This is a genomic window from Thermostichus sp. OS-CIW-33 (genome assembly GCF_054059615.1).
Genome location: NZ_JBSSCH010000010.1, coordinates 18,546 through 37,416, shown reverse-complemented (window position 1 = coordinate 37,416; position 18,871 = coordinate 18,546). Strand labels below are relative to the sequence as shown.

Genomic DNA, 18,871 nt, shown 5'->3' with positions numbered 1-18,871 from the left:
AAGCCAGTCACAGCCCCACTGGATCCCTCGACAGAGGTCATCTGAGCGATGGGGAAGACAGAAAGGGCTGGCACAGCCACAACCCACTGAACCCCAAAGTCAGCAGAGTGAGGGGCAGGCCAAAGCGCAGATGTTCCCCAAACGAGAGCACGTAGCCTTTTTTGGCCGCTGCCTCAACCGTGATCAGATTGGCCACCGCCCCAAATAGAGTCAAATTGCCCGCCAAAGTGGAGCCGGCAGCCAGCAACAGCCAAGCAGTGGTCTCCTGCCGAGGCAGGAACGATTGCAGCAACAGCACCGCCGGCACATTGGAGATGATGTTGGACAAAACGGCCACACTACTCAGCAGGGCAAGAGGGGATCCCGCCAGACTCTCTGCCAAGGATCCCAAGCTCATCCCCCAAGCAGTTACCAGCTCTCCCGTTGCCCGCGTCAGGATAAATAGCCCGGAAAACATCACCAGCAGATTCCAGTCCACCTGCCCCAAAAATCGCTCTGGCTTCAGCCTACGGGTAATCAACAACAGGGCCGCCGCCACCAAAGCCGATTCTGCCAAGGGAAGTCCGGCTACAAAGGCCACAAACAGCCCCCCCGTAATCACCACGCTCTTGCGCAACAGGGGCGGGTAGAGCCGCAGCGGCAGCCAAGGCACCCGAGCAAAGGGTTTCAACGAGCGCACCTCAGGGTAGTACAGCCACAGCAACCCCACTTCCAGCAGCAGCCCCACCACGGCAATGGGGGTCATCTGGGCAGCAAACTCCAGATAGCCGATCCCAGAGAAGGAGCCGATCAGGATATTCTGCGGGTTGCCGCTCAGGGTGGCGACGGATCCCAGGTTGGTGGCTGCCGCCAAGCCCAGCAGATAGGGAATCGGGTTTAACCCCAGCACCGTTGTGACCTGCAAAGTCAGGGGAGTAAACACCAGCGCCAGCGTGTCGTTGAGCAGGAAAGCCGAGAGCAGCCCGCTGCCGAACACCAGCATGATCAACAGACCAAAGGGGCTGCGGCTCACCCGAATCAAGCCCAGCAAAGCCAACTGAAAAGCCCCCCCATAGGACAAGCTGGCATTTACCACCATCATGCTCAGGAGAAACACAATCGTGGTCGGGTCAATGGCTTCCCAAGCCTGCCGTAGCGACAAGGTCCCCAAGCCAATCAACAGGGCGGATCCCACCAGGGCGATGGTGGCCCGGTTCATACGCAACCTAGGCAGGGATCCCAGTCCCAACCCGACATAGCTCAAACCCAACACCAACCAAGACAGCCCCTGCACCCCCCGATCCCTCCCGCACTTCTTTCAGGATCCCTGATGGGTTCAGCCAATGGCAAAGGCTGGAGTTGAAACAGGCCCAACATTCCCGATACTCAATAAGTCACAAATTAAGTCACAAGAACCAATCATGGTCAGAAACCTTTCGGGATAGTCCAAAAGCTCCGCTGGATCAGCGCGTTTGCCTCGGCGAGCTGCAGACCGAGCAGAGGTGGCGAGAATATCCAAGGTCTGGCCATCGTTCGTAGGATAATGGGAGCCCGCAGACATTGAGTTACCCACCGTTCACTGAGGAGTTGTCCCCTTGGTCAAAGAACGCGTAGAGGTCATCGTCCCGGCCACCACCGCCAACTTGGGGCCAGGGTTCGACTGCATCGGTGCAGCCCTAGAGCTCTACAATCACTTCCATTTTCGCGAGATCCCTTCCGGCCTCAGCATCCACTACCGCGGCAGCGACCACATCAGCCAAAGCAAGGACAACCTGGTGTACCGGGCTTTTTGCCGCGCCTTTGAGTTGCTGAGTAAGCCTGTGCCGGGGGTAGAAATCGAAATTACCCTCAACGTGCCCCTGGCGCGGGGGTTGGGCAGTTCTGCCACCGCCATTGTCGGCGGCTTACTGGGGGCCAATGCCATTGGAGCACTCAACTTAGCTCCCGAAACCCTTCTACAACTGGCTATTGCCTTGGAGGGCCACCCAGACAATGTGGTGCCCGCCCTGCAGGGCAGTTGTCAGCTTTGTGTGCAGGGACAGCAGGGGCAATGGGTGTTTTGTCCCGTGGAGTGGCATGAGAGCATTGGCATCCTGGCCGTAGTGCCCAACTTTAAGCTTTCCACCCAAGCGGCCCGCGAGATCCTGCCCAAATCCGTCAGCTTGGCGGATGCGGTTTTTTCCAGCAGCCATCTGGGCCTGCTCATTCGCAGCTTGCAGTCGGGGCGGGTGGACTGGCTGAAGGTGGCCCTGCAGGATCGGCTGCACCAGCCGGCGCGTATGGAGCTGATCACCGGGTTCAAAACGGTTCAAGCTGCAGCCATGGCTGCCGGAGCCTATGGGGTGGTGATCAGCGGAGCCGGCCCCACTCTTCTGGCCCTCTGTGCTCCCGAGAATCGGGAACGGGTGGGATCCGCGATGGTCAGCGCTTGGGCGCAGTTGGATATTGAAGCGGAGGCCAAACTGCTCAACCTGGACCGGCAGGGAGGACGGGTGGTGATCCACTCCCAGCCGTCTGGATAGGAAACTCCCTCTCCAGTCGGGGAGCTACCCTGCTGCCGGGAAGCCATCTTGCAGCAGCAACACCAAGGGCGGAAGAAATAGCCAAGCCGCCACCATCAAGGACGCCACTGCCGCCATCAACACCGCTGCCGCCGCGCAATCTTTGGCGATCTCGGCCAGGAGATGGTACTTGCTGCCCAGGGTGAGATCCACCACTGCTTCCAGAGCGGTATTCACCAGCTCCAGCGCCATCACCAAACCGCTGGTTAGGCTAATCACGGCCATTTCCAGGGCGCTCAGCTGCAGGCCCAGCCCAAGGCCAAAGGCCATCACCGCCATCACCATGTGAATGCGCAAGTTGCGCTGGGTGCGGATGGCATAGACCAAGCCCTTGCCCGCGTAGTAGAAACTTTTGCCCAAGTTGTCGGCCACTTGCCAAGAGGGGGGGCGTCGCCAGGGATCCCTTCCCAAAGGCTCGGCACTGGCTGCCCGATCCGCCTCAGATGGCTGCGCTGGGTCTCTGGAATGGACGCGCCGCCGGAACACCGCCAGGCGAGAACGCTCCGGCAACCGACTAGGGCTGTTGGCCATGGGCCACCTCCCCATCCAGTTGGATGGCTGCGAGCAACTGTCGCTGTTGCTGCAACATGCGCTGTAGGGACAGTTCATCCGGGTGATCCCACCCCAGCAGATGGAGCAACCCGTGGCTGGCCAACCAGGCCAACTCTTGCGAAAGACGATGCCCCTGCGCTTTGGCCTGTGCGCGGGCGGTGGGCACCGAAATCACAATATCCCCCAGCAGGCGTACCCCCGTTACGTCTTGGATCTCAAAGGGGGCAAACATCTCCTGCGCGGCAAAGGCCAACACATCGGTGGGCTCGTCGAGATGGCGAAACTCGCGGTTGAGCTGGCGGATGTGTTCATCGGAAGTGAGGCAAAGGCTGAGCTCGCATGGCTCCTGGACTCCCAGCTCTTTCAGCCAGATCTCGAACCAATGACGCCAAGTGGCTTCTTCAATCGGGCTTGGGATGTTGAATTGCAGATAGAGATCTAAAAATCCATCCATGCGGGCCTCACTCACACCACGCCCCTTATTCTACTGGTTTGCCCAGATTGGGCCAGGTTTTGCTTCTTTGCTCTGCCAGCTGTTTCAGCGCCTGTCGTAGTCGATTCTCCAGCTCATGGCAGCCCGAATGCAAATCCTCTGGCGGGAACAGATCTCCGGCAACGCCGACCGCCCAGGCCCCTGCTTGCAGGTATTCCGCTGCCCCGGCCAAGGTGACTCCCCCTGTGGGGATCAACGGCAGGGATCCCAGCACCGATTGTAGATGGCGCAGGTAGCGGGATCCCCCCATGCTCTCCACCGGAAACACCTTCACTGCCGTTGCCCCCGCCTGCCACGCCCTCCAGATCTCGCTGGGGGTGAGGGCACCGGGCACGATGGGCAGCCCTACTTCCCGACCCCAACGGATGACTTGCTCATCGGTGAAGGGGCAAACGCAAAACTGGGCTCCTGCCTGCCAAGCCTGCTCCGCCACCTGCCGATCGAGAACAGTGCCCACCCCTATCCAACACTGCGGGTGGTCTTGCCGCAGTTGGGCAATCAGCTCCAGGTATTGGGGAACTTGCGTGGTGATTTCAATGTGGCGGATCCCGGCCCGGATGGCCAGCATGGATCCCTCTAGGGCCTGGGCTGGGCTGGCACAGGGGCGGATCACCGCGATCAGCGGCTGCTGCCACAGATGGAGTAACCAGGGGTGCTGTGACCCTTTTCTGAAACTGCACTCAGCATCCTCGAATGCCATTTGTAGGAAAATACCCGCTCAGTGTTTTGCAGTTGCTTGGGTTTAGCTTAAGTTTAATTGCAATCCAAAAACGAAAAAGTCAGCCTGCCAATGAAATAATGACAAATCATAAAGCCTAAACGTCTTTTCTTTCAAGGGAAAGCCTAGCAGATGACTCAGGAACAAGCAAAGCCGGTGTTTTATAGGGGCAACTGTTTGCGCGTTCGTGGCCTTTGCCGGAGTGTTTGCTTTTCCCAGCTTTTCACGGCGTTGCTGGTTCCTGCTCTGGCCTTGTTGTCTCCCTAACCGGTGCTGAACTCAGCAGAGAAGAGGAGGAAGATTCCTCAAACCAAAGGTGCCGCAAGGTATCCCGTCTGTGTGAGGCAACTTTTTGGTTGGCCTTCTAAGCGTGAGGTTTGCCAGCAGGTGAGCGGCCAGTTTATCGTCATTTCCTAGTTTTTCTAGTCCGTTGAGGTTGCTGCCGCTTGAGTTGCATGCCGTCAGGCCTGTGGGATCCGGAGGTGGAGTCGCTACTGTCTGGCTCTTCTGTTGCTGTTCGGAGTAGCCCTAAATAGCCAGCTCAGGCCCGATTCAGATCCGTGGGGATCTTTGTATCCTTAGGGTCGATGGGTCAGTCGCAGAGGGTGTGAGGAGTGACGAGTCTGAGTCGTGGGGCACGCAGACTGAAAGTGTGGGTGATGCTTGGATTGCTCACCCTCTTGCTGTTGGGGGGACTGGGGGGGGTTGCCCCGTCTCAGGCGCAGAATGTCAACCAATTGCAACAGCGGCAGCAGCAGATCCAGCAACAAATCCAGAGCACTCAGCGCCGCTTGGGAGAACTGCGCCAAGCAGAAGAAGAAGCCCGCCGCCGCATGGGATCCCTGCAGCAAAACATTCGACAGACCGAATCCAGCCTTCGCGACAATCAGTATCGTCTGGAACAAGCCCAGAAAGCCCTGGAGCAAGCTCAAAAGGAGCTGCAGGAGCTGGAAGACCGCCTGAGACGGCAGCAACAGGGCACGGCTGCCCGTTTGCGCTACATGCAGCGACAGGGGGCCGAACATTGGTGGGCTTTGCTGCTCACCAGCCGTGACTTGAACGAGTTTTTTGACCGCCGCCACCAACTGCAACTGTTGATCGAGGCGGATCGGCAGTTGATCCAAGAGCTGCAAGCAATGGCCAAGGAGGTGGATCAACAGCGCATTGCTCTGGAGATGCAGCGCAACGAGATTTCCTTGATTTTGCAGGAGCTGGCCGCCCAGAAGAATCAACTGCAGCAGCAGGCTGCCGCCCAAGAGCAACTGGTGGGCCGCTTGGCCAACGAACGCGCGGCCTATGAAGCAGCCCAACGGCGGCTGGAAGCCGATTCCCAACAGTTGACTCTCCTCATCCAGCAACTGATCGCCCAGCAGGCCCAACAGCAAGGGGGCAGGGATCCCGTTCAAGGGACGGGCCGATTCATCGCTCCGGTGCGCGGGCCGATCACCAGTGGCTTTGGCTGGCGGGTTCACCCCATCTACCGCAGTCGCCGCTTTCATGCGGGGATCGATTTTGGTGTGCCCACCGGCACTGCGGTGAGAGCCTCCGACCGGGGCACCGTCATCTACGCCGGCTGGTACGGCGGCTATGGCTACACGGTGATTGTGAATCACGGGGGCGGCATCACCACCCTGTACGCCCACAACAGCCGCGTTGCCGTTGGGGTAGGCCAGCAGGTACAGCGGGGGCAAGCAATTGCTGCTTCCGGCTCCACCGGCCTCTCCACCGGGCCCCATGTTCACTTTGAAGTGCGCGTCAATGGCCAACCGGTGGATCCCCGCCGCTACCTGTGAAGCAAAGCCTCCGTCGGCAACAGCTTCAGGGATCCCGCCTGCAATGTCCACCGCACATCGGCAATGGAGGACAGCTCCTCCGGGTCGTGGGAAACCACCAACACCGTCCAGGTGGACTTTAGCCGAGCCAACAGCTCGATCAACTGCCGTCGCACCGACCAATCCAATCCTGCCGTCGGCTCATCCAGCAACAGCAAAAACGGGCCACGGATCAACTGGACGGCCAGGGCCAAGCGCCGCTGTTGCCCGCCGCTGAGGCGGTTTGGGGAGGTATGTAGAGGGATCCCTTCCAATCCCACCTGTCTGAGGGCGTTTTCGATCTCTTTTCTCTGTAGCTCTGGATAACCAAAGCGCATTTCCTCCAGCACCGTCAAGCCGCAAAAGTGGCGCTCTGGAAACTGAAACACCAACCCCGCCATGCTGCGCAAGCGGTTGGGGGAAAGTTCTGCCCCTCCCCAGGTAATCCGTCCTTGGGTGGGCCGCGCCAAGCCAGCCAAAATCTCCAGCAGGGTGCTCTTGCCCGCCCCACTTTTGCCCACGATCAGCCCCAACTGGTTCAGGCCCAACTCAAAGGAAAGATCGTTGAGAATGGGCTGGGAAACGCCTGCCGGATGGTAGGAAAGATGCTGAACTTGCAACATGGGGGGCAAAAGAGGGGGATGCTGTCGTTATTTTGGCACCGGAAGATCCCCGCGCGACAGCTATGGCCCTTCTTCAGCGGGAAGGTCGAAGCTTGGGAAACACCTCTATCCGGAGGAGCAGATTAAGCTAGCCTGAAGGTAGGGTAAATTATCGCTCTGGTTATCCTGATGGCGCAGCCTTCTTCTGCAGATTCTCCTTCGGTTGGGGCGGGATCCCCCCCCCAGCTGAGTTACACCCGCCTGGCCATGCGCAACATGGTGCGCAAAGGCAAGACTTCCCTGCTTCACTTCACCCTGACAGCGGTGGGGTTGGTGGCCCTGCTGGTGGGGCTGGCCTACCTGTTTCACTAAGTTTTCACTGAGTTCCGCGAGAGTGTCCTGGCTATACCCTCTTGCAGTTGTTCCTAGGGCGGGAAAGCCACACCCTGAAAGGTCTTTCTTGTTACACTCCATGTCGCTTCTTAAGCTTTTCCCAAGATTAGGTGTTAGGAAGGAACAAGCAGCAATGGCTCCTACGGTTGGACCTACGGTCCGCTTCCGCGAACGAGCGCACGGCAATCCCGGCTGCTGAAACGCCAACCTTTGGCTTTAATGCTACGCAATGTGCTCCGCACCACTAACGTGAACGCTAACGCGACTGGACTTTGGCCTATGCAGACTTCGCCAGACCTCACCTCCGCTCGTTCTGTCATTCGCCTGCTGTTGTTTGCCAAGAGTCGAGCTGTCGTTGCCGAACTTGAGGAACATCTGCGCCAGCACATCCAGGGGTTGCCCGGCCAATACCCTGCCCAACTGGAAGTGGTGCCGCTGGAGGAGCACCCCTACCTGGCGGAGCATTACAAGCTGGTGGTGACCCCGGCTCTGGTCAAGGCTGAACCCTTGCCTGCTCAGGTTTTGGCAGGCGAAGACTTGGCGACGCAGTTGGAAGTGTGGTGGCCCCGTTGGCAAGGCCAGGCGGCTTTGGCCTCCGGCCGAGTAACGCGAATGGCTTCCCATGGACCTACGGTCCGCTTCCGCGAACAAGAGGGGGCAGGACGGCATCCCACCTCCCCTCCAACCACTGAGGCACTGTTGCAAATGTCGGAAGAGGTGTTTTTGCTGCGGCAGGAGCGGGCCCAATTGCGGGAGCAGTTGGACTTCAAAGATCGCGTTCTGGCCATGCTGGTGCATGATTTGCGCAGTCCCCTGACGGCCACGGCTCTGGCGGTCGAAACCCTGCAGCAGGGGCGCGAGGGATCCCTGGACAAAGCGCTGGAACGGCAGTTGTTCGACCACGCGCGCCAGCAACTGCGCAAGATGGACAGCATGATCACCGATATCCTGGAGTCGGCCCGTGGCGCTGCCTCGGAGCTGAGAATTCGAGCCGTAGAAACCCAGTTGCCCGGCTTGTGTCAGGCGGTGATCGAGGAGCTATGGCCGCGCATTCAAGGCAAGCGGCTGCAGTTTCAAGCGGATATTCCCGTGGATCTGCCCTCTGTTCACGTGGATCCCGACAAGATCCGCCAAGTTCTGTTCAACCTGCTGGACAACGCCATCAAGTACACCCCCGCTGGGGGATCCATCCGCCTCGATGTCCTCCATCGCACCAGCCAAAAGGTGCAGGTGACCGTCAGCGATACCGGCCCTGGGATCCCGGAAGCCGACCAAGAGAGCATCTTCTCCGATTCTGTCCGTCTGTCTCGGGATCAACAGCAGGAGGGCTATGGCATCGGCCTTTCCCTCTGCCGACGGATCGTGCGCGCTCACTACGGCCAGATTTGGGTGGAGTCTTCCTTGGGCAAAGGCAGCAGCTTTCATTTCACTTTGCCCGTGTATCGGCTCTGCAAGGGCTAGCCGGGAGCTGGCTCCCCATGGGTGTGAGCCCCCTCAGAGAGAACAGATCTGACGGTTTTCCTGGACTTGGCAAAAGCGCTCCGCGCCGCTTCCGCGACTATTCCCAGCCCTTCTTCCAGAGGGAAAGGGGGGTCACGGATCAACCTAAGTTTTTAAAACGACTCCGAGTGGATGCTCTGGCAACAGGGACTCATCCTGCCTTTGGCGGGGTTGTTGCTAGGCTTCGTGTCGCGAGGACGGTTTGATGGGCGTTTTGCAATCTAGGTCAGGGCAGGTTGGCCAATTTGTGGGTTTAATGTGGGTTTAATTAAGCCAAGCTCACCGGAGTGGAGTCGGTGAAACTGCCAGCAGTGTCTGTCAGAAGTATGGTGTTAAGGCAATCGTTCTTATGACCAGAGCAAGGGAGAGGAAAGGCACCGATCCATCCGCGCTAGCGGGCCGTAGGCCTTTGCCAGAGAAGTCGCGGGATCCCCGCCGCCCCTCACAACCTGCCAAGGATACCGTCCCACCTCCGGCGGAGTCAAAGCTGCGAACAGGTTCTGGTCGCCTGCTTCCTGCCCCTAGGGGATCCCTATTGGTTTCCCGTCCTCAACCGCTGCGTCTTGCCCGCCAGAAAGCCATTGCTCGTCTGCGCCAACGGGCTGCCCGGCCTCGCCGCTTGAGACGTTCTCCCTCTCTTGGCCAAGTATTGCTCAGGGGACTGAGCTTAAGTCTCATCCTGGGCCTGACGATGGCGGGCCTCTCGCAACTGCTGCAATCGACCACCGCTGGCCGGATAGAACAGGCCACGACGCAGCTTGGGGATCCTCCCCCGCCGGCATTGCCAAGTGACATTCTGCCGGGAGAAGCGATCCCGGCTTTGCAGGAGCGCTTGGCCGCTTTGGCCGACCAACCGGGTTTGACGGCAGGAGCCCTGTTTTGGGAGGTGGAAACCGGCGCCTTTGCCGGGGTTAGGCCGGATCAGGCTTTTCCTGCCGCCAGTGTGATTAAGATCCCCATTCTCTTGGCTTTTTTCCAGGCTGTGGAAACCGGGCAGGTGCGGCTGGATGAGAGGCTCACCCTGCGGGAAGATCTCAAGGGAGGGGGGGCAGGCGTGCTGCAAACCCGACCCCTCGGATCCCAGGTTTCTGCTTTGGAAGCGGCCACTCTGATGAGCACCCTCAGCGACAACTTCGCCACCAATCTGATCATCGATCGCCTGGGTGGGCAGGAGGCTCTCAACCAAAAATTTCGCCAGTGGGGGCTACAACACACGCAAATTTCATGGTGGCTACCGGATCTGGAAGGCACCAACACCAGCAGCCCGCGCGACATGGTTTGGCTGCTCAGCCAGGTGGAACAGGGGCGCATGCTCAGCCGCCGCAGCCGCGACCGTTTTCTGGACATTCTCTGGCGCACCCAACGGCCCTCCTATTTCCGGCCCAACTTGGGTCAAGAGGTGCGCATTGCCCACAAAACGGGAACCTTGAGCTCCGTGGTGGGGGATGCCGGGATCCTGGATTTACCCAACGGGCGGCGCTATGTGGCGGCGGTGTGGGTGAAGCGAGAAACCCCCAACGACCCCAGAGCCGAAGGGCTGATCGCCAGCCTGTCGCAAGCAGCCTACGAGTTCTGGTCTGCTCCCGAGGATCCAACGGCCAAGGACTCCATGGGCAGCCTGGAACGCTAAGTCTTCCACTCCACAAATCTTTCCATATTGCTACGCAACGCTTACGCGAACGCAGTAGCAGTGCGGAGCACTATTCCAGGCAGAGCGCAAATGCCAGAGTGGAGAAACAGGCGTTGAGGGAAAAAGATGGGGCACCTGGTCAGCATCAACCCCGCCACCGGAGAGGAATTGGCTCGCTACCCCGTTTTCGACGCTGAGCAGATCCAGAGCTGTATCGCCCAAGCCCACGAGCGGTTTCAGAGCTATCGTCGGATCCCGTTTGCTCAACGATCCGCCTGGCTGAAGCGGGTGGCAGGGATCCTGGAGGAGCGCAAAGCGGAGTTTGGCCGCCTAATCAGCCTGGAGATGGGCAAAACCTTGGCCTCTGCCGTTGCGGAAGTGGAAAAATCCGCTTGGGTTTGTCGCTACTATGCCGAGGAGGCAGAGGGATTCTTGGCCGAGCGCTCCATATTGCTACGCAACGCTTACGCGAACGCCAGCGATGCCAGCCGCAGCGGGATCCGCTACCAGCCGCTGGGGGTGATTTTGGCGGTGATGCCCTGGAACTTTCCCTTTTGGCAGGTGTTTCGCTGTGCAGCCCCGGCCCTGATGGCGGGCAATACCCTCTTGCTGAAACATGCTTCCAACGTGCCCCAATCGGCTTTGACCCTAGAGCAGATCTTTCGGGAGGGGGGATTTCCGCCAGGGGTCTTTCAAACCCTGCTGATCACAGCAGCCCAGGTGGCAGAGGTGGTGGCGGATGAACGGGTGCGGGGGGCCGCCCTCACCGGCAGCGAAGCCGCCGGCTCCAGCCTGGCCCGTTTGGCCGGTCAATATCTGAAAAAAACGGTGTTGGAACTGGGAGGGAGCGATCCCTTCATCGTGCTGCCCAGCGCCGATCTGGAGGCAGCAGTCGCCACAGCGGTCACGGCCCGTCTGATCAACAACGGCCAATCCTGCATTGCCGCCAAACGATTTATCCTACACAGGGCTATCGCCGAACCTTTCACGGCTGCCATGACGGAGCGATTTCGCCAGCTCAAGGTGGGGGATCCCTTGGATCCGCAAACGGACGTGGGGCCTCTGGCTACCCCCAGCATCCTGCAAGAGGTGGACGGACAGGTGCAGGCTTTGGTGCAAGCAGGAGCCAAAGTCCATATCGGCGGATCCCCCTTGGGAGGAAATTTTTACCCGCCCACGATCCTGAGCGACATCCCCCCGGATCATCCGGTGGCCCACCAGGAGGTGTTCGGGCCGGTGGCGCTGCTGTTCACCGTCCCGGATGTGTCGGCAGCCATTGAGCTGGCCAACAACACGCCCTTTGGCCTGGGCGCCAGCGCCTGGACAACCGATCCAGAGGAACAAGAGCGCCTGCTGGAGGAGCTGGAGGCGGGATCCGTATTCATCAATGGTCTGGTCAAGTCCGACCCGCGCCTTCCCTTCGGTGGCATCAAACGCTCAGGATATGGACGGGAACTGAGCCGGGAAGGGATCCTGGAATTTGTAAATGTCAAAACCATTTGGGTGAAGTGATGGCGGAGACTCCTCAAAGGGATCCCCAGCCGGCGACGGATCCTGTAATCAAGCTGGATCAATTCCTCAAGCTGGCGGGGGTTGTTCCCACCGGCGGGCAGGCCAAGCAGCTCATCCAAGCGGGGCAAGTGCGGGTGAATGGTGAGGTGGAAACCCGGCGGGGACGCAAGCTGCGCCCTGGGGATGAGGTGGCCGTGGGAGGTGGAGTTTGGCGAGTGCGCCTGGATAAGACCCCAAAGTCAGACCAGTGAACGGGTCAGTGCAACCGGATCAAAAGAAGCATGGCCAAGGCCCCGATTCCCCCTGCCACCGCAAACTGCCACTCCAGCCCCCACAGCAGGCAGGCAACTCCGGCCAGGATCTGGATCCCACCGGTGATCCAGTAGGGGAGACGCGGCGGATCCACCAAGCCGTTGAGCCAGTGGCCCAGCCCCATTTGCCACAGCCAAAACACCCCCAGGTATGGGCTCAAAGCTGCCAAAGGGGTACGCCCGACAAAGGGCAGCACCGAGAGGATCATGCCCTGGGCGATCACCAACGTCCACACCAAACCCACAAAGTAGAGGTGGGCCAGTCCGGCTGTTCGAAACTCCGGCAAGCTAGTCTGCCGCACCATGTAGCCCAAGCCAACCAGGGAAATCACCAGCCACAGCCAGTTGATGTTGGCCTCTTGGTGAAACTGGGTGGCAGCAAACCCAATCCCCAAAAGGACGGCCCAAACCAGGTACACCCGCCGACAAATGTTCCAGAAGGGAAGAGGGGATCCCAGGGGTTCCATTTGCATGGCCTTCACCTAATCGACGACGACAATGCGGCCCACCATGCTGGGGTGGATATCGCAGAAATATTCCTGGATCCCAGCTACTTCGAACACCACCGCTTTGCTCTCGTTGCGACTTAGCCGTCCCGTCCCTTGAAACTGCGCTCCCTCCACAGGAGTAGCCGTGTGGGGGGTGGAATCCAGGTTGGTGAAGGTCACCTTGCCCCCCCGCTTGAGGGTAACCTCCGAGGGCAGGTATTGAAACCCGCGAATGATCACCTCTGCTGCCGCCGTTGCCTCGACAGGATCTCGCCCCGCAACAGAGCTGGCTTGTCGCCACCGATCCACAGCCAAGATAGCCCCCACATTGAGCAGGGATCCCAGTCCACTGAGCAACAGCAACCGCCGCGTCATTGGCATAGGGCTTTCTCCACACAGGTTTAGGAAGAGAGCAAAGGCTGAGGCGCTCAGAAGAAGGCGATTGCGACAGCAGTGCAGAGCACTTGGATCTCCAAGCCCCAAGTCCTACAGAGGACGTTGGAAGGCTTTGCAGATCATCGCCTCATCGCCGGCAGGGGTTACCAACAGCTCTACACCTTCAGGATCCAGCGCTCCCGAGTCTCGGCGCTGACAAAGGGGGCAGGCACCACCAGAATGCTGGGATCAAGGCTGTGGAACACGGCCCGGATTGCAGTGGCATGGGCAACTTCGTTGGGGCCAATGGTGCTGGCGGCAGCCACCAGGTCTTTGTTGGAAAGCTGGGTAAAGGCATCGTTGTAGGCTAGGGCCGCATCAAACTCCAGAGCTAGGGCCAGCTTGGCAATGTTGGCATCGGAGTCGAGATTGCCTTCTTTGTTGTCGATGTAGGTGGAAAGGTCGTAGCTATCCCGGGCCCGAGAGGGGATCCCCCCCAGTTGCCGCACGGCACCCGCCAGCAGATCCCGATGCTGCTCGTGATCCTTCAGGTTCTTGGTGGCCACTTCCAACACGATCTTGCCCACCTCGGTGTTGCTCAACTTGCCGGCAGCGGTTTTGTAGGCCCAGATTGCCTGCTGTTCCAAGTCAATGGCCGCGTTGAGAATGGCAATATCAGCAGTGTTGGACTGAGCGGCACCGGGCAGGCTGCGCAACCCAATTGCTCCACCCACTCCCGCCAGCAAACCAGCCAACAACAAGCTGCGGCGGGAAGTTGCAGGGCTGGGATCCCATTCGGCGGCCAAGTGAGGCAGAGCGAAGGGAGTCTTCGAAGTTTTCATCTCAAGTCTCCTGTCTCGAAAGATGGCAACCAACCTTCAGGGGCTTGCTCTGGGTCGGGCAATTCCCTCTGGCCTGGTCTGATGGAGATACGCCGTGGATGCCGCCGCGGATGCCTGAGGGAAGAGATTTTCGTGGTCAAATAGCCATGAAATGCCTCCTCGAACTCCCCTCTCCCTCTGGGAGAAGGTCCGGGCTATCTTAAAAGCGTGTCCAACGGCTCCAGTGGGGGCCAGCATTCGGTCGGTAGTGTCGTTATCCATCCATGCGATTCTGGGCGTGAACTTACACATTGCTCTGCCGGAGGCCAGCCTACAGAGCTACGCCACCTGGATTGAGGCGCGTATTCGGGAGGGTCAGGGCGCTCAAGTGGTCACCTGCAACCCGGAAATGATCATGCAGGCGCAGCGGGATCCCGCCTTTGCCCAGGTGCTGCAGGCAGCAGAGCTGGTGATCCCCGATGGCATTGGGGTGGTGTGGGCCCTGCGGCGGCAGGGGATCCGCGTCCAGCGGGTGCCGGGGATCGAGCTGGCAGAAACCCTGATCCCGTTGGCGGCAGAACGGGGGTGGCGCTTGGCCCTGGTGGGGGGAAGGCCGGAAGTCAACCGGGCAGCAATTCGATATTGGCAAGCCCAGTGTCCTGCTTTGGCCCTCTGGGGCTACCACGGCTACTTCTCTAGCGAGGAAGAAAAAGAGCTTCTGCAAGCTCTCCAGGAATTTCGACCGCAACTGGTGTGGGTGGGGCTGGGATCCCCGCGGCAGGAGCTGTGGATCCAAAAGTGGCGTCCCCTCTTGCCCCAAGCCATCTGGATGGGGGTGGGGGGCAGCTTGGACATTTGGGCCGGCCAAAAACGGCGAGCGCCCCGTTGGTGGCGTGACCATCACCTGGAATGGTTGTATCGTCTCTATCAGGAACCCTGGCGCTGGCGACGCATGTTAGCTCTGCCCAGCTTTGTCTGGCGAGTGCTGTGGGATCCCTCTTCTCGTTTGCGCCCCTAGTCTGCCGGCGCTCCCTCGTTCTTCTCTCTGTAGGCGCTTGCCATGATGATCGGTCAGCACATCGGCTATCCTCCTCGCTTACACCGTTGGGCGGGTACGGCTCCGACCCCTCATCCCCCTGCCCCAGCCCATCCAGAGGCCACCCTGGGCTTTTACGGCAGCACCCAATCCGGATCCCTGCAAGCCCCGGCCAGCATGGTGTCCTTGCGGGGCGTGAGCAAGGTCTTTCCCAACGGCAACTTAATTTTTCAGGATGTGAACTTGGAGGTGCGCCGCGGCGAGTTTGTGTTCGTAACTGGGGTCTCCGGGGCGGGCAAGTCCACCCTGCTGCGGCTACTCTACGGGGCGGAACAGGCCACCGAGGGCACGGTCATCGTCGATCAAGTCTGTCTCTTTTCTTCTGAAGGGCGGCGGCGACCCTACCGCATCCCACCGCGTCCGCTGGCCATGTTGCGGCGGCGCTTGGGGGTGGTTTTCCAAGATTATCGCCTTCTGGCCAACCGCACCCTGGCAGAAAATGTGGCCTTCGTGCTGCGCGCCCAAGGGCTGTCCCCCGCAGAAATCCGCCGTCGCATCGGGCCGACCCTAAAGATGGTGGGGCTGACCGAAAAGCGAGATCACTTTCCCCATGAGCTTTCGGGGGGGGAACAGCAGCGCCTTAGCCTGGCCCGGGCCATTGTCAACATGCCGGTGCTGCTGCTGGCGGACGAGCCAACAGGAAACCTAGATCCGGAAAACTCCCTCTTGGTTCTCCAGATTTTGGAGCGGCTCAATTCCTTTGGGGTGACCGTCATCATGACCAGCCATGACCCCTATCTGGTGGAGCGGGCCGGCCACCGGGTGGTGCGCATGGAGGGAGGGCGCCTGTATGATCTGCGCTGAGGGCTGCCGGGATCCCTACTTTGCTCTTCACAAGCTTTTTGAGATCCCGGAGAGCAGCTTTGCCGGTTGCATCAGCAGACCGTAGGCCCTAAGCCAGCCGCATCAGCACAACAGCGGCACCGCCCGCGGCGACTTGTCAAGCCAGCCCGACCAGTTACATCAGCGGGTCGTGGGCCTTACTCGCGCAGACCCTCAGGTTGGGTTTCCAGAAGCTCCTCCCCTAGCTGATGAGCGGCAGCCACCATATTTTTCAGTGCGGGGATCACCTCCTCCCAGCGGCGGGTCTTGAGGCCACAATCGGGATTAACCCAAGTTTGCTCCACAGGCAAGTGGGCCAGTCCTGTGCGCAGCTGCTGCAGGATTTGCTCAACGCTCGGCACCGCAGGGCTGTGGACATCGTAAACGCCGTTGCCCACCTGGTGACGATACCCAGCCTGGGCAATTTGCAGCAGGGTTTTGTTGTTGCTGCGGCTGTTTTCAATGGAAAGCACGTCGGCATCCAGCCGCTCAATGTGCTCGATGATGTCCCCAAACTCTGAGTAGCACATGTGGGTGTGAATCTGGGTTTCCGGCTTGGCCCCGCCGGTAGCTAGGCGAAAGGCATCCACTGCCCAGCTGAGGTATTCTGGCCAGCGTTCTTTTTTCAGAGGTAGCCCCTCCCGCAGTGCCGGCTCATCCACTTGCACCATCACCGCTCCAGCCGCTTCCAGATCTGCCACTTCGGCTCTCAAGGCCAGGGCAATCTGCAAAGCCTGCTCCCGCCGGGGAATATCAACACGGGGAAAGGACCAGTTGAGCATAGTCACTGGCCCCGTGAGCATGCCTTTCACCGGCTTTTGGGTGTGGGACTGGGCTACTTGGAATTCCCGCACTGTCATGGGTTGGGGGCGAACCACGTCGCCGTAGAGAATGGGAGGGCGCACGCAGCGGCTGCCGTAACTCTGCACCCAGCCGTGTTCAGTGAAGGCAAAGCCTTCCAGCTTCTGGGCAAAGTACTCCACCATGTCGGTGCGCTCAAATTCCCCATGCACCAACACATCCAGGCCAATCTCTTCTTGAATGCGGATGCACTTGGCAATCTCAGCGTCAATGGCTGCTTCGTACTCCGCCTGCGAAACCTCCCCTCTTTTGTACTTAGCTCGCCACTGCCGCACCTCTGGAGTTTGGGGGAAGGAGCCAATGGTGGTGGTGGGCAAAGGTGGTAGCTGAACCTGCCGACTTAGGCGCTGCTCGTAGGGCAGGAATCGCTCGAAGTCCTGGAGCTTGAGGTTGGCCAAAGCCTGGCGCACTTGGGGGTTGGGGGGGCTAAACTGCGCAAAGCTCTGCCATTGCTGCTGGATTTCCGCCTGCTGGGCAGCAGTGTCTTCGCCGTTGAGGGCTCGCGCCAGGAGAGCTACTTCGGCCAGCTTCTGTTCGGCAAAGCTGAGGATATTTCTGAGGGGTTCCGGCAACTGGGCTTCCAGAGCAGCGTCGTGGGGCACAAATTGCAACGAAGCGGAAGGCTGCACCCGTAGGTTGGGAGCTACCCCCTGCAGCTCCCGCAGGCTGGCCAAGACGGTCTCAGGCTGAACCTTCCAGACATTCCGAGCGTCCACTACGCCAGCACCTAGGATCTGGTCAGCCGGAAAGCCATAGGTTCTTACCAGATCCAGGGTGTGGCCACGGGTAAAGTCAAGGCTAATGCCGGCCACCGGCAGTTGCACCACCCAGGGGTAAGTCTCCCCCAGGTCATCGAAGTAGGTGACCAAGTGGACAGGGATCCCGGCGGTTGCCAACTGGCGGTAGCTCATTTCCACAGCTTCCCGCAGGCCACTTCCCTGGCTGGTAACCAAAATGGGATCGTGAATCTGGACTTCTGGGATCCCCAGCTGTTTTAACTCCTGGAGGAGATCCCGGTACAGAGGAAGGAGCTTTTCCAAGTCCGCCCGCAGATCCCCAGATCGCTGGCTAAGGCAGAGCAAAGTCACTGGACTGAGGACAACGGGGCTGGTGCGCTCCCCTAGGATCCCTTGGGCCCGCCGAACTCTTTCCAAAAAATCCCCAAAGTTAGGACTGGGATCGGCTTCCGGCTCAATTTCGGGTACCAAGTAGTGGTAGTTGGTGTCAAACCACTTGGTCATTTCCAAAGCCGGCAGGCCCTCCCGCCCCCGCGCCATGGCAAAGTAGCGGTCTAAACCCGACAGACCTCGGAACCGAGAGGGGATCAGCCCCAGCCAGGTGGCCCAGTCCAGTACATGGTCGTAGAGAGTCTGATCCCCTACCGCAATGTGATCAATCCCAGCTTGTAGCTGAGTCTGCCAGGCTTGAGTCTCCAAATCCCAAAAGGTAGCCAGCAGAGCCTCTGACCCTAGGGCACCACTCCAAAAGCCTTCCAAAGCTTTTTTGAGCTCGCGGCGCTTGCCCATGCGGGCATACCCCAATGTCATGGTTTGTGCAGTCATGTTGTGTGCCATCCCAAATACTGAGTTTTCTAATTTTCCTGCGTTCAATTCGCCCTCAACTGGGATCCCGCCCGCCAAGGAAGAAACCGGCTGTTCCTCTCTTGCCTCTGGAACCCCAACAAAACACTGCCTTTTGCGCAAAAAAGATACTCAACGCAGCCAGCGATCGCAGTGGCTACTTGCCAGCCTACCAATTGAAGTCAGGAAGCCTGACATCTCACTCTTTCCTTCGCGTAGGCGGGCTGTAGATCTTGATAGATCTTGGTGCAACAGCACCCAAAATTTACTCTCTCCCGGCCAACTGGCTCAGAGTCTTGCTTGGGTTCTTGGACTTATTTCTACTGCTGAGGAGTACCGAAAGCTTGTGGGAGCAACGCCGGGAAAATGCTCAGGATAACGAAAGCAGAAACGAGCTAAAGCCAAGACAGTTACCATCTGTACCTCGCAGATGTTGTGAAGTTTAGAAAAACCATCGGCGGGCATTCTGACTGACACGGTTTTGGGGGACAAGATCTGGATCGGCAGCGAATGACTCTAGAGATTTGCTGCAGAACTTCTCCTAAACCGGATCACAGCTGCGGGACAGCGGCAGATTCTCACTGCTCTTTCCCCGTTTCCTCTGGCGGCTGATCCCCGTCAGAACCGATAGCTGAGCTACATCGTATCACGGAGTTCAGAGACGGGAGTAGAGTGCTTCAATCATCACCAAGCCAGCAGCCTTTGGAGCTACCAGACCTCACCTTTCACCCAGCGGTCTTGCAGGAAGTCATCGGAATCCTCTAAG

At 59.4% G+C, this 18,871-nt stretch carries 18 protein-coding genes and 1 riboswitch; of the genes, 9 read left to right on the top strand and 9 right to left on the bottom strand.

All coding sequences use genetic code 11. The features are described from left to right. Nucleotides 1-37 precede the first annotated feature (37 nt). Entirely contained in the window at nucleotides 38-1,273 is a 1,236-nt protein-coding gene (locus tag ACVWZG_RS09115; RefSeq protein ID WP_457393910.1) for an anion transporter, read from the bottom strand. Between the two features lie 301 nt (nucleotides 1,274-1,574). Between ACVWZG_RS09115 and thrB the strand changes: the two genes are divergently transcribed. Then, nucleotides 1,575-2,501 carry a homoserine kinase gene (gene thrB, locus ACVWZG_RS09110; protein WP_414329601.1) on the top strand — a complete coding sequence of 309 codons (927 nt, stop codon included), beginning with the start codon at nucleotides 1,575-1,577 and terminating at the stop codon, nucleotides 2,499-2,501. Between the two features lie 24 nt (nucleotides 2,502-2,525). Here thrB and ACVWZG_RS09105 read toward each other — a convergent pair whose 3' ends face one another. From ACVWZG_RS09105 to eda, 3 genes are read right to left on the bottom strand one after another with little or no spacing between them, the layout of a single operon-like run. Further along, entirely contained in the window at nucleotides 2,526-3,071 is a 546-nt protein-coding gene (locus ACVWZG_RS09105) for a diacylglycerol kinase family protein (RefSeq protein WP_414329599.1), read from the bottom strand. Continuing rightward, the gene (gene ybeY, locus ACVWZG_RS09100; protein ID WP_414343558.1) at nucleotides 3,055-3,546 is read right to left on the bottom strand and encodes an rRNA maturation RNase YbeY; all 492 of its coding nucleotides are present in this window, start codon (nucleotides 3,544-3,546) and stop codon (nucleotides 3,055-3,057) included. The genes ACVWZG_RS09105 and ybeY overlap by 17 nt, the downstream gene beginning before the upstream one ends. Before the next feature lie 25 nt (nucleotides 3,547-3,571). Continuing rightward, nucleotides 3,572-4,285 (bottom strand): bifunctional 4-hydroxy-2-oxoglutarate aldolase/2-dehydro-3-deoxy-phosphogluconate aldolase, encoded by a 714-nt coding sequence (gene eda, locus ACVWZG_RS09095; protein ID WP_457406514.1) that lies wholly within the window; start codon nucleotides 4,283-4,285, stop codon nucleotides 3,572-3,574. A 677-nt stretch (nucleotides 4,286-4,962) separates the two neighbouring features. Between eda and ACVWZG_RS09090 the strand changes: the two genes are divergently transcribed. Further along, nucleotides 4,963-6,096: a murein hydrolase activator EnvC family protein gene (locus tag ACVWZG_RS09090; protein WP_457406516.1), complete on the top strand. Its 1,134-nt coding sequence runs from the start codon at nucleotides 4,963-4,965 to the stop codon at nucleotides 6,094-6,096. Here ACVWZG_RS09090 and ACVWZG_RS09085 read toward each other — a convergent pair. Beyond that, the gene (locus tag ACVWZG_RS09085; protein WP_011433492.1) at nucleotides 6,087-6,737 is read right to left on the bottom strand and encodes an ABC transporter ATP-binding protein; all 651 of its coding nucleotides are present in this window, start codon (nucleotides 6,735-6,737) and stop codon (nucleotides 6,087-6,089) included. The genes ACVWZG_RS09090 and ACVWZG_RS09085 overlap by 10 nt on opposite strands. A 168-nt stretch (nucleotides 6,738-6,905) precedes the next feature. Between ACVWZG_RS09085 and ACVWZG_RS09080 the strand changes: the two genes are divergently transcribed. The 5 genes from ACVWZG_RS09080 (at nucleotide 6,906) to ACVWZG_RS09060 (ending at nucleotide 12,002) form a co-directional block, all read left to right on the top strand. Next, nucleotides 6,906-7,088, top strand: coding sequence for a DUF3285 domain-containing protein (locus ACVWZG_RS09080; RefSeq protein ID WP_414352125.1), 183 nt, complete (start codon nucleotides 6,906-6,908; stop codon nucleotides 7,086-7,088). A 300-nt stretch (nucleotides 7,089-7,388) separates the two neighbouring features. Continuing rightward, nucleotides 7,389-8,570 carry a histidine kinase gene (locus tag ACVWZG_RS09075; protein ID WP_457406518.1) on the top strand — a complete coding sequence of 394 codons (1,182 nt, stop codon included), beginning with the start codon at nucleotides 7,389-7,391 and terminating at the stop codon, nucleotides 8,568-8,570. A 574-nt stretch (nucleotides 8,571-9,144) separates the two neighbouring features. Next, a complete protein-coding gene (locus ACVWZG_RS09070; protein WP_457406520.1) occupies nucleotides 9,145-10,239 on the top strand; it encodes a serine hydrolase in 1,095 nt (364 codons plus the stop codon). Between the two features lie 126 nt (nucleotides 10,240-10,365). Further along, entirely contained in the window at nucleotides 10,366-11,751 is a 1,386-nt protein-coding gene (locus ACVWZG_RS09065; RefSeq protein WP_457406522.1) for an NAD-dependent succinate-semialdehyde dehydrogenase, read from the top strand. Then, nucleotides 11,751-12,002: an RNA-binding S4 domain-containing protein gene (locus ACVWZG_RS09060; RefSeq protein WP_414347935.1), complete on the top strand. Its 252-nt coding sequence runs from the start codon at nucleotides 11,751-11,753 to the stop codon at nucleotides 12,000-12,002. The genes ACVWZG_RS09065 and ACVWZG_RS09060 overlap by 1 nt, the downstream gene beginning before the upstream one ends. 5 nt (nucleotides 12,003-12,007) lie before the next feature. Here ACVWZG_RS09060 and ACVWZG_RS09055 read toward each other — a convergent pair whose 3' ends face one another. From ACVWZG_RS09055 to ACVWZG_RS09045, 3 genes are all read right to left on the bottom strand, one after another. Continuing rightward, nucleotides 12,008-12,535, bottom strand: a complete 528-nt coding sequence (locus ACVWZG_RS09055) for a hypothetical protein (RefSeq protein ID WP_457406524.1) — start codon at nucleotides 12,533-12,535, stop codon at nucleotides 12,008-12,010. Nucleotides 12,536-12,544: 9 nt separating this feature from the next. Further along, the gene (locus tag ACVWZG_RS09050; protein ID WP_414356122.1) at nucleotides 12,545-12,931 is read right to left on the bottom strand and encodes a plastocyanin/azurin family copper-binding protein; all 387 of its coding nucleotides are present in this window, start codon (nucleotides 12,929-12,931) and stop codon (nucleotides 12,545-12,547) included. A 170-nt stretch (nucleotides 12,932-13,101) separates the two neighbouring features. Further along, nucleotides 13,102-13,767 carry a DUF4439 domain-containing protein gene (locus ACVWZG_RS09045; protein WP_457406526.1) on the bottom strand — a complete coding sequence of 222 codons (666 nt, stop codon included), beginning with the start codon at nucleotides 13,765-13,767 and terminating at the stop codon, nucleotides 13,102-13,104. A 247-nt stretch (nucleotides 13,768-14,014) separates the two neighbouring features. Between ACVWZG_RS09045 and ACVWZG_RS09040 the strand changes: the two genes are divergently transcribed. Next, nucleotides 14,015-14,764, top strand: coding sequence for a WecB/TagA/CpsF family glycosyltransferase (locus ACVWZG_RS09040; RefSeq protein WP_414402186.1), 750 nt, complete (start codon nucleotides 14,015-14,017; stop codon nucleotides 14,762-14,764). Between the two features lie 195 nt (nucleotides 14,765-14,959). After that, entirely contained in the window at nucleotides 14,960-15,646 is a 687-nt protein-coding gene (locus tag ACVWZG_RS09035; protein WP_011433482.1) for a cell division ATP-binding protein FtsE, read from the top strand. Between the two features lie 176 nt (nucleotides 15,647-15,822). On the opposite strand, the gene metE is transcribed toward ACVWZG_RS09035, so the two are convergent. Beyond that, nucleotides 15,823-18,087, bottom strand: coding sequence for a 5-methyltetrahydropteroyltriglutamate--homocysteine S-methyltransferase (gene metE, locus ACVWZG_RS09030; protein WP_457406528.1), 2,265 nt, complete (start codon nucleotides 18,085-18,087; stop codon nucleotides 15,823-15,825). A 457-nt stretch (nucleotides 18,088-18,544) separates the two neighbouring features. After that, nucleotides 18,545-18,749, bottom strand: a riboswitch (cobalamin riboswitch). Nucleotides 18,750-18,871 lie beyond the last annotated feature (122 nt).

Coding starts and splice junctions, on each gene's coding strand:
- ACVWZG_RS09060 (WP_414347935.1), top strand. CDS start 11,751: ATGGCGGAGACTCCTCAAAGGGATCCCCAGCCGGCGACGGATCCTGTA.
- ACVWZG_RS09090 (WP_457406516.1), top strand. CDS start 4,963: ATGCTTGGATTGCTCACCCTCTTGCTGTTGGGGGGACTGGGGGGGGTT.
- ACVWZG_RS09045 (WP_457406526.1), bottom strand. CDS start 13,767: ATGAAAACTTCGAAGACTCCCTTCGCTCTGCCTCACTTGGCCGCCGAA.
- ACVWZG_RS09075 (WP_457406518.1), top strand. CDS start 7,389: ATGCAGACTTCGCCAGACCTCACCTCCGCTCGTTCTGTCATTCGCCTG.
- ACVWZG_RS09080 (WP_414352125.1), top strand. CDS start 6,906: ATGGCGCAGCCTTCTTCTGCAGATTCTCCTTCGGTTGGGGCGGGATCC.
- metE (WP_457406528.1), bottom strand. CDS start 18,087: ATGACTGCACAAACCATGACATTGGGGTATGCCCGCATGGGCAAGCGC.
- ACVWZG_RS09105 (WP_414329599.1), bottom strand. CDS start 3,071: ATGGCCAACAGCCCTAGTCGGTTGCCGGAGCGTTCTCGCCTGGCGGTG.
- ACVWZG_RS09065 (WP_457406522.1), top strand. CDS start 10,366: ATGGGGCACCTGGTCAGCATCAACCCCGCCACCGGAGAGGAATTGGCT.
- eda (WP_457406514.1), bottom strand. CDS start 4,285: ATGGCATTCGAGGATGCTGAGTGCAGTTTCAGAAAAGGGTCACAGCAC.
- ACVWZG_RS09035 (WP_011433482.1), top strand. CDS start 14,960: ATGGTGTCCTTGCGGGGCGTGAGCAAGGTCTTTCCCAACGGCAACTTA.
- ACVWZG_RS09055 (WP_457406524.1), bottom strand. CDS start 12,535: ATGCAAATGGAACCCCTGGGATCCCCTCTTCCCTTCTGGAACATTTGT.
- ACVWZG_RS09050 (WP_414356122.1), bottom strand. CDS start 12,931: ATGCCAATGACGCGGCGGTTGCTGTTGCTCAGTGGACTGGGATCCCTG.
- ybeY (WP_414343558.1), bottom strand. CDS start 3,546: ATGGATGGATTTTTAGATCTCTATCTGCAATTCAACATCCCAAGCCCG.
- ACVWZG_RS09085 (WP_011433492.1), bottom strand. CDS start 6,737: ATGTTGCAAGTTCAGCATCTTTCCTACCATCCGGCAGGCGTTTCCCAG.